The sequence below is a fragment of the Pseudomonas moorei genome (assembly GCF_042846945.1).
GTDB lineage: Bacteria > Pseudomonadota > Gammaproteobacteria > Pseudomonadales > Pseudomonadaceae > Aquipseudomonas > Aquipseudomonas moorei.
Genome location: NZ_AP035776.1, coordinates 1090496 through 1103453, shown reverse-complemented (window position 1 = coordinate 1103453; position 12958 = coordinate 1090496). Strand labels below are relative to the sequence as shown.

Below are 12958 nucleotides of genomic sequence, written 5' to 3'. Positions count from 1 at the left end.
GTCAGACCTGTTCGAGCGCCCCGTTCAGTGCGTGCTCCAGGTCGGCCTTGTAGCGCAGGTACAAATTGCTTGAACTCTGCCCATCACCGAGCAGGCCTGTCAGGTCAAGGTCGGTGATGTAGCAGCGATATCGCTCGGTTTCCCGGCGCTGTTCGATGATTTCCCGGGCGACCACGCTGAATAGTTGGTCGCCATGCTCCAGCTCTGAAAACTCCCGCTGATTGCAATACAGGGTGACCTGTACCTTGCCCGGTGCCGCTTTGCCGATGATCGCCTGCACGTCATAGAACGGTTTGTTGGCCGGTGTTTGCGGTGCCGGCCGGGCTTCGACCTGGCGCGCGCGCCCCGCCCCCGAGGGCAGAAGCTGATAAAACAACGTATCCAGGCTCAGGGGGTGGGCCGCGTCCATGGGCAGCAAGGCGTCGCGCCGGTACTGGATCGACTGCAGGAACCGTTGCAGCGGCACCAGCAGGCTTTGCTCGTCATGCCACGGCAAGCGCTGCTGCCACAAGGCATTGAATTCATCGAGTACGTACAGTTCGGCCTGGTCTTCCTTGACCCGGTAAAACACCTGGAGGCAGTCGGGCTGCCCCATGGGCAGGAGCATTGCCAGATCGTGGTTTTCCAGTGCCTTGTGATCAAGGTGCAGCGGGCTGTAACGGGTCAGGTCTTCGCTCAGGTAATCGAACAGCTCAGGCAGTGTGGTCAGGGTGACGTGATTGACCTGGCCGGGTATCAGCTCAAGTACGTGGTAATGCTGCTGGACCTGAATCAGGTAGCGGTAATTGAGTTTGCTCAGCAGCAGGTTCTGCGCCGTTTCGAGGATCTCTTCGACGCGCTGGGCAATGAATTGCGCGCGGTTGTGGCAGAAGCACCGCACCCGCAGCCTGGGCTGCTGCGGTCCGTTGGGCAGATTGTTGAGGTAGTCGCGCAGGCAGTCGAGCAGGGCGTGGGGGCCGTCGAAGCGATTGACCAATACTTCGTTCCAGCTATTGAGCGTGACTTGATCCAGGGTCAGCACCAGGTTTTCCCTGACGCCGGCATAGCTCAGGGAGTCGGTGCGCTCGGTGGTCATCAGGATGTTCAGGTCGCGATGGTGCTTGAGCGGGTCGACGCCGACGTTCACCAGGATCAGCACCTCGCTGGGCACGCTGGCGCGCAACAACGGTTCTTCGGCGACGGTCTGCAGCGGCAGGCGAATGCTCTGTTGCAGGCTGCCCAGCAGGTTGAACAGTTCGAATTCGCTCAGGTCGCTGCTTCCGGGGTGCAAAGCCAGGCGGGTGCTGCTGTCGATCACGCCGTTGCGGTGGCACCAGGTCAGCAGTTCAAGCAACTGACGGCTGCGCTTGATCGGGGCGAAGTGCTCCCACTCAAGGGCGGTCAGGCTGCCGTTGTACAAGGCCCACTGGCTCGGTTCCGATTCCTTTTTGCTCGAAGCATGTACCAGTGTCAGGGTGTCTTCGGCCAGGTCCGGCGCGATGCCCGGGTTGATGAATTCGACCTTGTCCGCCTTGCGCTCGAAGGCGGCATACAGGCGTCGGCCCAGCACACTGAGGTCGCGTTTGTTGATCAGACTGGCGGTTTGGTCGTTACGGGCAAATTGGGTCAGGAAGCGGTAGCTGTAGTTCAGCTCATTGACCAGGGCCCGGCGCTCCGAGCTGACCTGGCGGACTTTCCACTGACTGCGGCTGTCGAGCAGAGCCAATTGCCGTGGGTCCCATTGCCATTCGTGGGCCAGCCGTTCCAGCAGCGAACGTTGCCAGCCCTGGCTTCGACCGCTGCTGCCGGTGAGCTTGCGATTGACCTTCAGGTAAAGCGCGCGACGCACCAGTTCCAGGCGCTCCGGCTCGTTGCGGGCAATGAGGTATTCCTCGATGCGCCGGTAGACCACGACGTACGGGTCCAGCTCGTCGAGGTCGAGCCGGTTGGCGAACACGGCTTGCTTGAAACGCAGGCTCAGGCACTGGACCCTGGGGTGTTCGCTGGCGTAAACCTCGGTCAGCAGCAGCTTGAGCACCGATTTGTATGGCGACTCGATGCCCTTGAACAGTTGCCAGAGTCCGGCACCGATAAATTCACCGGGCGGAATGTAGGCCAGATGCCCCAGGTCGAGGGTTTCGTCAGCGCGGATGAAGCGCTTGGAAATCAGCGTGTGGGTATAGCGGTCGTAACTCGCTTCTTCATAGACGGGCACCAGCCACCAGATCGGCGTGCGCCCGGCCAGCCAGATCGCGGTACGGTAAAACTCGTCCAGCAGTAAGTAGTGCTGGGTGGTACCGCAGTCTTCCGAACTCAATTGGCTATCGCGTTCGCCGCGTACGAAGCGAACCGGGTCGATCAGGAAAAAGTGCGCTTCGGCTCCCTGGCTGTCGGCCCATGCTTCGAGCAATTGGCATTTCTTGCGCAGCTCGGCGAGTTCCTGCTCGGTTAAATCCGGGCTGTGGCAGACCCACACGTCCATATCGCTCTGATCGGCCTGGGCCAGCGTGCCGAGGCTGCCCATCAGGAACAGGCCGTGAATCGGCCGCGGCGGATTGCTGCCGTGGCGCGGCTTATAGGAAAACGAGCGGGTCAGGCGTTGAGCTTCGGCCAGGGCGTTGGCATCCGGCTCGAAATTCGAAAGCCCGGCCGGTGTGCTACCGGAAACGTAACCGGGCAGCAGCGGATGATTGACATGAAAAAACAATGGCAGAAGGTTCAGCACCCCTTGCTGGCGGGTCGACAAACCCTCCATGGCGCGAGCCATGCGGCCATCGTTGAGCTTCAGAAAGCGCGCGCGCAGTTGGCTGAGAACCTTGCGGTCGATTCCCTCGTCCAGATCGGGGCGGATTTCATGGGTGCGGGTCATGTCAGCTCAAACCGGCTCACAGGGCTCGGATGTGGGGCTCTCGGTTGAGGGGCAGTTTAGCGCCTTGGCGCGGAGGCATTTAAGCTGATTTTGTTTTTCTGGCGTCAGATTTTTATCGCGTGGCGATTACAGGTCACAGAGTTTGCCCGCGGAAATCCCGTGGTGGAGGTTTCCGTGGGCAATGCGATGGAATTCAGGCTGTTTCTTTTACGCTCAGAATGGTCAGCAAGGTTTGCACATTTTGCGCGGCGTCACGACCCAGGCTGGTCAGGTAGCCGCCATCGGGTTGGTCGATCAGATCTTTTTCATACAGGCGACGGGCAGCGGCAATGGCTTTGGGGGCAGCGGTCTGATGAATTTTCAAACCTTCCTGGGAACTGTCCAGGTTGAAGAGTGCGAGGATTTCCAGTTCGGCAACCAACTCAGGGGTAAGCGACATAGGGACTCCAGACTTTCTAGGAATTAGACGACAGCGCCCCTAAGGTGATCCCACTCGTGCGGCATGTCCAGCCCTCGCGACAGGGTTTTTTCATCATGGTGAGCTTTCCCCGTTTCCGGGGCTCGCAGGAGCGGGCTCGCTCCTGCAGGGGGAAGGGGTTATTTCTTTTCCGGGGGCAACTCGGGCAGCGCGCGCAATGCCGCTTCGTACCATTCGGTGTCGAACGCGCGGTCTTCTTCGAGGATTGCGTCGATTTCTACGGCCAAAACATGGGCCATCAGGTTGAGGATTTCTTCCTTCTCGTAGCCCACCAGTGTCAGCTTGTTGAAGGTTGCCTTGGCGGCCGGCGGATTTTCGCTTTCGATCTGGTTTTCGATGGCTTCGATCAGGGTGTTTTCGGTGAATTCTTCTTCGTCGCTATCGATGTCTGTAGGCTCGCTCATGGCAGGCTCCTCAAGTTAAGGCGGCCAGTTTACCCGCATTCAGCAGCGTGATGCTGCTGGCAAGAAAGCCTCGAGCAATCTATAAACAGGCACTGCCCACCCCGCACGGCCTGGAGGCTCTGTGATGATCAAGCTTTATGGATTTTCCGTCAGCAACTACTACAACATGGTCAAACTGGCGTTGCTGGAAAAAGGCCTGGCCTTCGAGGAAGTGCCGTTTTACGGCGGCACCAGCGCCGAGGCGCTGGCCATCAGTCCGCGCGGCAAGGTGCCGGTGTTGCAGGTCGAGCAGGGCTTCATCAACGAAACCAGCGTGATTCTCGAGTATATCGAGCAGAGCCAGCAAGGCAGGCCCCTGCTGCCAAGCGATCCATTCCAGCGCGCGCAGGTGTTGGCGCTGGCCAGGGAAATCGAGTTGTACATCGAACTGCCGGCGCGCGCCTGTTTCGCCGAAGCGTTTTTCGGCATGACAGTGCCCGATGCGATCAAGGAAAAGACCAGGGCCGAGTTGCTGCTGGGAGTGGCGGCCCTGGGCCGGCACGGCAAGTTCGCCCCCTATGTAGCGGGCGACAGCTTGAGCGTGGCGGATTTGTATTTCCTGTACAGCGTGCCGCTGGCGTGTGGCGTGGCGCACAAACTGTTCGGGATGGATCTGTTGGCTGAAGTGCCACAGGCCAAGGCGCTGCTGGAACGATTGGGAGAGAACCCGAACGTGCAGCGAGTGGCGGCAGATCGGGAAGCGGCGATGCCGGCGTTCATGGCAATGGTTGCGGCGAAGAAGTAGGAATCTTCAGCACTCTTGCGAATGCCATCGCGGGCAAGCCCGCTCCCACAGGTTTTGTGTCGTGGCGCCTTCGGGCGAACGCCACAAAACCTGTGACAGCGAGCGGGCGGCGTGCAGCCTGCTCGCCAAGCTTTTTAGCGGCTGGCGAGCAACGCCTGACCGCGAACCACGGCGGCCTTCACCTGCGCCGGCGCTGTGCCGCCGATGTGATTACGGGCGTTGACCGAGCCTTCCAGGGTCAGTACTGCGAAAACGTCCTGATCGATCTGGTCGCTGAACTTGCGCAGTTCTTCCAGGCTCATCTCCGCCAGGTCCTTGCCGCTTTCCACGCCGTACTTCACCGCATGGCCAACGATTTCATGGCAGTCACGGAACGGCAGACCACGGCGGACCAGGTAGTCAGCCAGGTCAGTGGCGGTAGAGAAGCCGCGCAGTGCCGCTTCGCGCATCATCGCGTGCTTGGGTTTGATCGCCGGGATCATGTCGGCGAAGGCCCGTAGCGAGTCGCGCAGGGTATCGGCGGCGTCGAACAGCGGTTCCTTGTCTTCCTGGTTGTCCTTGTTGTAAGCCAGAGGCTGGCCTTTCATCAGGGTCAGCAGGCCCATCAAGGCGCCGAACACGCGGCCGCTCTTGCCACGCACCAGTTCCGGCACGTCCGGGTTTTTCTTTTGCGGCATGATCGAACTGCCGGTGCAGAAACGGTCTGGCAGATCGATGAACTGGAATTGCGCACTGGTCCACAGCACCAGTTCTTCGGAGAAGCGTGACAGGTGCATCATCGCGATGCTGGCGGCCGAGCAGAATTCGATAGCGAAGTCACGATCGGACACGTTGTCCAGCGAGTTGCCACCCACTGCGTCGAAACCCAGCAATTGGGCGGTGTATTCACGGTCGATCGGGTACGTGGTCCCGGCCAGGGCGGCGCTGCCCAGAGGCATACGGTTGGTGCGCTTGCGGCAGTCGACAAGACGCTCGTAGTCGCGGCTGAGCATTTCGAACCAGGCCAGCATGTGGTGCCCGAAGGTGACGGGCTGTGCGGTCTGCAGGTGGGTGAAGCCTGGCATGATGCTGCCCGCTTCGCGTTCGGCCTGTTCCAGCAAGCCTTTTTGCAGGCGGGTGATTTCGCCCAGAATCAGGTCGATTTCGTCGCGAAGCCAAAGGCGGATATCGGTGGCGACCTGGTCGTTACGACTGCGTCCGGTGTGCAACTTCTTACCGGTCACGCCGATGCGGTCGGTCAGGCGCGCCTCGATGTTCATGTGTACGTCTTCGAGGTCGATGCGCCAGTCGAACTGGCCGGCCTCGATTTCACCCTGGATGGTCTTCAGGCCATCGATGATGCTGTCGCGCTCGGCATCGGTGAGCACGCCGACCTTGGCCAGCATGGTGGCGTGGGCGATCGAGCCCATGATGTCGTGGCGATACAGGCGCTGGTCGAAGGTGACGGAGGCGGTGAAGCGGGCGACGAAGGCGTCGACGGGTTCACTGAAGCGGCCGCCCCAGGACTGATTGGTCTTGTCAGTGCTCATGAATTCGCTCGTATCGGCTGAAGAAAGATGGCGTTGAAAGCTGCCGCGGATAATAACAGGGTTGCCATTGCTGTCGCTGACACTGGTCGCCTGGTTTTTTCATGGCCAGCGCCTGTCCCAGGCAAGTCCTGTGCAATTGGCTCAACGATATTTTTCATTTGGGCAATATCGTCCCGGCAACCGTCTACAGTTGGACAGTAGGATCAGTGCACTTCTCGGTGCGCAAGCGGACTATAAGAAGAGGGGGTGTTCAGATTGCGTATCAGCAAACCCTGTGGCGCTGTGTCGCCAATGCGAGCCTGGGCCGCCAATTGCCCGGCGGATGAAAATTTAGCCGTCGGTCTCGCGGCACTTTTTGACGCTCGCGCTAGTCTTAGCGTGGATCGCGGTGACGGACGTCACTTACCCTGTCTACGCTATCCTTGTGCGAGACTCACGCAGGAATCCAGCGCAATATGAATGTCCTGATCGTTGATGACGACCCCCTAGCCCGCGAGCGCCTGAGCCGAATGGTTGGCGAACTCGAGGGATACAGTGTCCTGGAGCCCAGCGCCACGAACGGCGAAGAAGCGTTGGCACTGATCGACAGCCACAAGCCGGATATCGTGCTACTCGATATCCGCATGCCAGGCCTTGATGGCCTGCAAGTGGCCGCGCGATTGTGCGAACGCGAAACCCCGCCCGCCGTGGTGTTCTGCACAGGGCCCGATGAATTTGCCGTGGAAGCCTTACAGGCCAGCGCCGTAGGCTATCTGGTGAAACCTGTGCGAACCGAACATTTACATGACGCATTAAAGAAAGCCGAGCGACCCAATCGTGTTCAACTCTCGGCCCTGACCCGCCCGGCCGCCGAAAGCGGCAATGGTCCACGCAGCCACATCAGTGCCCGAACCCGAAAGGGGATCGAGCTGATTCCGCTGGATCAAGTGGTCTACTTCATTGCCGATCACAAATACGTGACCTTGCGCCACGAGAGCGGCGAAGTGCTTCTGGATGAGCCGCTCAAGGCCCTCGAGGACGAGTTCGGTGACCGCTTTGTGCGGATCCACCGCAACGCACTGGTCGCTCGTGATCGCATCGAACGGCTGCAACGAACGCCACTCGGGCACTTCCAGCTGTTCCTCAAAGGCCTGAACGGTGACGCCTTGATCGTCAGTCGACGCCACGTGGCGGGCGTTAGGAAAATGATGCAACAGCTTTAATTCGCCGGTTACAGGCGTATTTCACACCCGAATGCCGGAAATCCGGGGCCAGGGAGGCCGAGTAGTATCTGATACAAGTCAAAGTGGATTTGGCTGAGCTGTTATTATCCGCCGTATCTATTCAGTACGGATTGATCCATGTCCTCTCGCGAAATCCGCATCGCCACGCGTAAAAGTGCTCTCGCCCTGTGGCAGGCCGAATATGTCAAAGCCCGTCTTGAAGAGGCCCATCCCGGTCTGCTCGTGACGCTGGTCCCGATGGTCAGTCGCGGCGACAAGCTGCTTGACTCGCCGCTGTCGAAAATCGGTGGCAAGGGGCTGTTCGTCAAAGAGCTGGAAACCGCGTTGCTGGAAAACGAAGCCGACATCGCCGTGCATTCCATGAAAGACGTGCCGATGGACTTCCCCGAAGGCCTGGGGCTGTTCTGTATCTGCGAGCGCGAAGACCCGCGCGATGCATTCGTCTCCAATACCTATGCCAGCCTGGATGAGCTGCCCGAAGGCAGCATCGTCGGCACGTCGAGCCTGCGTCGCCAGGCCCAATTGCTGACCCGTCGTCCGGACCTGGAAATCCGCTTCCTGCGCGGCAACGTCAACACTCGTCTGGCCAAGCTCGATGCCGGTGAATACGACGCCATCATCCTTGCATCCGCCGGTTTGATTCGCCTGGGCTTCGAAGATCGCATTACGTCGGCCATCAGTGTCGACGACAGCCTGCCCGCCGGTGGCCAGGGTGCCGTGGGCATCGAATGCCGCAGTGCAGACAGTGAAATTCACGCACTGCTGGCGCCGCTGCATCACCAGGACACCGCCACCCGCGTGACGGCCGAACGCTCCCTCAATAAACACCTCAATGGCGGCTGCCAGGTGCCGATTGCCTGCTATGCCGTGCTTGAAGGCGAGCAGATCTGGTTGCGTGGTCTGGTGGGGGATCCGAGCGGCGGTCTGCTGCTGAATGCCGAAGCTCGCGCGCCGCGTGATCAGGCCGAGGCCTTGGGTGTGCAAGTGGCCGAAGACCTTTTGAGCCAGGGCGCCAACGAGATTCTCAAAGCGGTCTATGGCGAGGCAGGTCACGAGTGACGGGCTGGCGCCTGCTGCTGACGCGTCCGGCGGATGAGTCGGCGGCGCTGAGCGATCTGCTGGCCGAACAGGGGATTTTCAGCAGTAGCTTGCCGCTTTTGGACATAGCGCCGATCCCTGCCTCTGACACAATGCGCCAGGTGATGCAGGAACTGGATCGCTACAGCGCCGTGATCGTGGTCAGCAAGCCAGCCGCCCGGATTGCCCTTGAGTTGCTTGACCGGTTTTGTTCGTCAGCGCCCCATGTGCAGTGGTTCAGTGTCGGCGCGGCGACGGCGCAGATCCTTGCCGATCATGGCCTGGACGTGAGCTTTCCGGCGCAGGGCGACGACAGCGAAGCCTTGCTTGAACTCGCGTCGTTGCGCGAGGCTATCGCCGGGCCTGATCCGCGCGTGCTGATCCTGCGTGGAGAGGGCGGTCGCGAGTTGCTGGCAGAGCGCCTGCGCGAGCGAGGTGCTAGTGTCGAGTATCTGGAGCTGTACCGTCGTGAACTGCCGCACTACCTGCCGGCAGCGTTGCCACGGCAGATCGAAGCGGAACGCCTGAACGGGCTGGTGGTCAGCAGTGGGCAGGGTTTTGAGCACCTGCATCAATTGGCCGCAGATGCCTGGCCACGGTTGGCACGATTGCCGTTGTTTGTACCAAGCCCCAGGGTCGCCGAGCTGGCACGTGCCGCCGGAGCCCTGACAGTTGTGGATTGCCGCGGCGCCAGTGCCGCGGCTTTGCTGACGGCGTTACGGGAGCACCCCGTGCCCGTTCTCTAATGCAAAGGATGGATACGTGAGCGAAACAGCCTTGCCTAAAGAAGACGTCCGGCCAGTGCTCGATGCACCGGTTGAAACTCCACCACCCGCTGCAGAGCAGCGCCGAGGCAATGGGCTGGCAATCGTCGCGCTGCTGTTGGGCGCTGCCGGTGTCGCGGTGGGGGGCTGGGGAGTCTGGCAGGTGCGTCACCTGCAAGCGACTAACCAGCAACAGCTGAGTCAGGTGCAGGCTTTGAGTGATGAGTCGCAAAGCCTGAAGCTCAATGAGCAGCGCCTGAGTGCGCGCCTTGAGCAACTTCCCGGCGCCGATGTGCTGGAAGAGCGCAGCCGCCTGGTAATTCAGTTGCAGGGCGATCAGCAGCGCCTGAACCAGCGTCTGGAAACCGTTCTCGGCGCCAGCCGCAAGGACTGGCGTCTGGCCGAGGCCGAGCACCTGCTGCGTCTGGCCAGCCTGCGTCTTTCCGCCTTGCAGGACATCAGCAGTGCCCAGGCCCTGGTGCAGGGCGCCGATGAAATTCTGCGCGAACAAAATGATCCCGGTGCCTTCGCCGCCCGCGAGCAAGTGGCCAAAACCCTGGTGGCCTTGCGCAGCACCGAGCAACCGGATCGCACCGGACTGTTCCTGCGACTGGGAGCATTGCGTGAGCAGGTGGTCGGCCTGACCGAGCTGGCGCCCGAGTACAAGGATCGTGGCGAATCGCTGCTCGGCCTCACCGCCGATGGCGACGGTGCGAGCCGTTGGGCCCAATGGTGGGATCAGATTTCGCGCTACATCCGCATCGATTTCAATGCCGATAAAAATGTCCGCCCGTTACTGGCCGGGCAGAGCCTGAGCCAGGTGCGACTGGCCCTGAGCCTGACGCTCGAGCAAGCGCAATGGGCCGCGCTCAATGGGCAGGCGGCAGTGTACTCCCAGGCACTGGACGAAGCGCGCGATGTGCTCAAGGGCAACTTCAACCCGGACAACCCGCAGAGCAAAGTGATGCTTGAACAGGTGGCCGAGTTGAGCAAGCAGCCTGTCACCGTGGTCACTCCGGATCTGACCGGCACGCTGAGTGCGGTTCAGGCTTATCTGGAGCGGCGTAACGTGAATGCCGAAGACTCGGTCAAGCCCATGGCCAAACCTGCCGCGAACACGGCGCAGGAGGCCACGCCATGAAGCGCCTGTATGTGATCGTGTTCCTGGTCATCGCCGCGACCGCCGCGCTGGGCTTGGCGATAGCGGAGCACTCCGGCTACGTGCTGATCGCCTACAAGACCTTTCGCTACGAATCGAGCCTGTGGGCAACGTTGGCCCTGGTGGCTGTCCTTTGGCTGGTGTTCTGGGGGATCAAGGCGTTGGTCGAGTTGGTGGCGACTTCCAGTGGCGTGGTCAACCCATGGTCACGGCGCAATCGCAGTCGTCGGGTGCAGGTTGCGATCGAGCATGGTCAGCTGGATCTGGCTGAAGGTCGCTGGGCCAGCGCGCAGCGTCATCTGGCCCGGGCGGCGGAAGCCGAACGCCAGCCGCTACTGTATTACCTCGGTGCTGCCCGTGCCGCGAACGAACAAGGTCATTACGAGGAAAGCGACAACTTGCTGGAGCGTGCGTTGGAGCGTCAGCCCCAGGCCGAGCTGGCAATCGCCTTGAGCCACGCGCAATTGCAGACCGATCGCGGTGACACCGATGGCGCCCTCGCGACCCTGCAAGCAATGCACGAGCGCCACCCTCATAACGTCCAGACCCTTCGCCAGTTGCAGCGCCTGCATCAGCAGCGGGGCGACTGGCCGGCGTTGATCCGGTTGCTGCCGGAGTTGCGCAAGGACAAGGTCCTGCCCGCGGCTGAACTGGCCGAGCTGGAGCGCCGTGCCTGGGGAGAGAACTTGTCCCTGGCGGCACATCAGGAAGCAGACGGACCCGTCGGCTTGCAGACGCTCAATCGTGCCTGGCAGCAGCTGAGTTCGGCCCAGCGTCAGGAGCCTCAACTGGTGCTCGCCTATGCCGAACAACTGCGCCAACTGGGGGCTCAGGTCGAGGCCGAAGACGTCTTGAGGACAGCGCTCAAGCGCAACTACGACAGTCACCTGGCGCGGCTCTACGGTTTGGTTCGTGGCAGTGATCCGGCGCGTCAGCTGCAACTGGCTGAAGGTTGGCTCAAGGAGCATCCAGCCGACCCGAGCCTGCTTTTGACCCTGGGGCGCCTTTGCCTGCAAAGCAGCTTGTGGGGCAAGGCGCGGGATTATCTGGAAAGCAGTCTGCGCGTGCAGCGCAACCCGGAAGCCTGTGCCGAACTGGCTCGGCTGCTGGCGCAGATGGGGGATACCGAGCGCAGTAATCAGCTGTTCCAGGAAGGTTTGGGCTTGCTGGACGAGCGTTTGTTGGCAGCACCACTGCCGGTGCCGTCTCACGCTTGAGAGTGAGTGAAGGGTCGCCCGAAGGGGCGATCCGATGGTGCAAATTTTTGTCGGAATTTTCCTTTCGTGATGGGGCTTCAGCAGAATCCTACAAGCGACTACATCTGATCCTCTGTTTTCTGTCGGGAATTCCCTACACTCTTGCTGAAGTGTCCCTGCCAACCTGCCTTGAAAGGCTGTCGCGCTTTCCTCTACCGCAGCCGTCGGTCCTCACTGTTACGGAAAAGCCATGCCTATGGCCTGCTCACGTTCTCTGTTTTTCATGGTCTTCATTGCGGGCACCCTGGTCCTGGGCGTGTCCTATTACCTTGAATACGTCGTCGGCCTAAAGCCATGTGGCTTGTGCTTGTTGCAACGGTTTTGCCTGGCACTGCTGACAGGCTTCTGCCTGATGGCTTCAGTGCATGGTCCCGGTCGCTTCGGTTCTTTCCTGTATTGGCTGCTCGGACTGATCAGTAGCCTGGTCGGCACTGTCCTGGCATGGCGACAGGTGTTGCTGCAAAGTGATCCGGCGCAGCAATTGTCGACCTGTGCGCCCAATTTGAGTGACCTGTTCGCCAGCGCGCCCTGGACGTGCATCTTGCAGCAGATGTTCAAAGGCACCATCGACTGCGCACAAATCTCCTGGACGCTGTTTGACTTGAGCATCCCGGAGTGGAGTCTGCTGTTCTTCGTCGCGATGATGATTCTGGCGGGTTATCAACTGCTGCATCATGTCTGGACCGCCGTTCGGCGACCGCTCAGCGACGAGTCGTCGCACCAGGCCCTGGTGGGTGATTAAACACTTGTATGAACTTTATCGCCTGCGTACCTTGAAGCCACAGTCGTGCGGGCATAATCTGGCCCGCACGTGTCATTGGAATTATGTTGCTCGATGACGCTCTGCCTGGCCGATTCTTGACCTTCAAGAGTATGACGGGTGTAGGGCAGCATGACCCACAAGGGAAGAGAGATCGCCATGCTCGAAAGTTGTCAGAATGCTCAGGAACGTTGGGGTGGAGTACATCTGCTGATCGATCGTTGGTTGCAGGAACGTCACGAACTGGTTCGTGCCTATGATGCGCTCGGTGCCAGGCCCGAGGCTCTGGGGGAAAACCGCAAACCTTTGCAGGAATTCTGCGGTGTGCTGGTTGATTACGTGTCCGCCGGGCATTTCGAGATCTACGAACAGCTGACCGGTGAAGCCAAGGCTTTCAATGACAAGCGTGGTCTGGAGCTGGCTGAGACCCTCTACCCGCGCATCGACGTCATCACCGAGAAACTGCTCGCGTTCAACGACCTGTGCGATGCAGGCAAGTGCGTTGCAGAGAAATTCAAGGAGCTGGGTGGTCTGTTGCATGAGCGCTTCGAACTGGAAGATTGCCTGATCGAAGTTCTGCACACCGCTCACAAGGCAGAAGACTCGGTTCAAGCCTGAAGTCTCTCCTCGCAATACCAAAAACGGTGCGCTTTGCGCACCGTTTTTCGTTTCTGCC

Annotated in this window: 12 protein-coding genes; 8 read left to right on the top strand and 4 right to left on the bottom strand. The window is 60.4% G+C overall.

The window, feature by feature from the left end:
* Position 1: 1 nt before the first annotated feature.
* The 3 genes from ACGJAX_RS05250 to ACGJAX_RS05240 form a co-directional block, all read right to left on the bottom strand.
* Positions 2-2848, bottom strand: a complete 2847-nt coding sequence (locus ACGJAX_RS05250; RefSeq protein ID WP_390957709.1) for a class I adenylate cyclase — start codon at positions 2846-2848, stop codon at positions 2-4.
* Between the two features lie 193 nt (positions 2849-3041).
* The gene (locus ACGJAX_RS05245; RefSeq protein WP_247255303.1) at positions 3042-3287 is read right to left on the bottom strand and encodes a TIGR02647 family protein; all 246 of its coding nucleotides are present in this window, start codon (positions 3285-3287) and stop codon (positions 3042-3044) included.
* A gap of 158 nt (positions 3288-3445) precedes the next feature.
* Positions 3446-3730 (bottom strand): hypothetical protein, encoded by a 285-nt coding sequence (locus ACGJAX_RS05240; RefSeq protein WP_090326520.1) that lies wholly within the window; start codon positions 3728-3730, stop codon positions 3446-3448.
* Positions 3731-3854: 124 nt separating this feature from the next.
* Here ACGJAX_RS05240 and ACGJAX_RS05235 point away from each other — a divergent pair, with 124 nt between their 5' ends.
* Complete coding sequence (locus ACGJAX_RS05235) at positions 3855-4514, top strand: glutathione S-transferase N-terminal domain-containing protein (RefSeq protein ID WP_390957707.1); 660 nt, start codon at positions 3855-3857, stop codon at positions 4512-4514.
* A gap of 134 nt (positions 4515-4648) precedes the next feature.
* Here the strand turns inward: ACGJAX_RS05235 and argH are convergent, their stop codons facing one another.
* Entirely contained in the window at positions 4649-6043 is a 1395-nt protein-coding gene (gene argH, locus ACGJAX_RS05230) for an argininosuccinate lyase (protein WP_047534921.1), read from the bottom strand.
* Between the two features lie 455 nt (positions 6044-6498).
* Between argH and ACGJAX_RS05225 the strand changes: the two genes are divergently transcribed.
* The 7 genes from ACGJAX_RS05225 to rsd all read left to right on the top strand — a co-directional run bounded on the left by ACGJAX_RS05225 (position 6499) and on the right by rsd (position 12900).
* Positions 6499-7245: a LytTR family DNA-binding domain-containing protein gene (locus tag ACGJAX_RS05225; protein ID WP_090326516.1), complete on the top strand. Its 747-nt coding sequence runs from the start codon at positions 6499-6501 to the stop codon at positions 7243-7245.
* Between the two features lie 138 nt (positions 7246-7383).
* Positions 7384-8325, top strand: coding sequence for a hydroxymethylbilane synthase (gene hemC, locus ACGJAX_RS05220; RefSeq protein ID WP_390957704.1), 942 nt, complete (start codon positions 7384-7386; stop codon positions 8323-8325).
* Positions 8322-9089: a uroporphyrinogen-III synthase gene (locus tag ACGJAX_RS05215; protein ID WP_390957702.1), complete on the top strand. Its 768-nt coding sequence runs from the start codon at positions 8322-8324 to the stop codon at positions 9087-9089. Before hemC ends, ACGJAX_RS05215 begins: the two co-directional genes overlap by 4 nt.
* 16 nt (positions 9090-9105) lie before the next feature.
* Entirely contained in the window at positions 9106-10248 is a 1143-nt protein-coding gene (locus ACGJAX_RS05210; protein WP_390957700.1) for a uroporphyrinogen-III C-methyltransferase, read from the top strand.
* Positions 10245-11483 carry a heme biosynthesis HemY N-terminal domain-containing protein gene (locus ACGJAX_RS05205; RefSeq protein WP_390957698.1) on the top strand — a complete coding sequence of 413 codons (1239 nt, stop codon included), beginning with the start codon at positions 10245-10247 and terminating at the stop codon, positions 11481-11483. Before ACGJAX_RS05210 ends, ACGJAX_RS05205 begins: the two co-directional genes overlap by 4 nt.
* A 229-nt stretch (positions 11484-11712) precedes the next feature.
* The gene (locus tag ACGJAX_RS05200) at positions 11713-12264 is read left to right on the top strand and encodes a disulfide bond formation protein B (RefSeq protein ID WP_247255309.1); all 552 of its coding nucleotides are present in this window, start codon (positions 11713-11715) and stop codon (positions 12262-12264) included.
* Between the two features lie 177 nt (positions 12265-12441).
* Positions 12442-12900 (top strand): sigma D regulator, encoded by a 459-nt coding sequence (rsd, locus tag ACGJAX_RS05195; RefSeq protein ID WP_090326498.1) that lies wholly within the window; start codon positions 12442-12444, stop codon positions 12898-12900.
* Positions 12901-12958 lie beyond the last annotated feature (58 nt).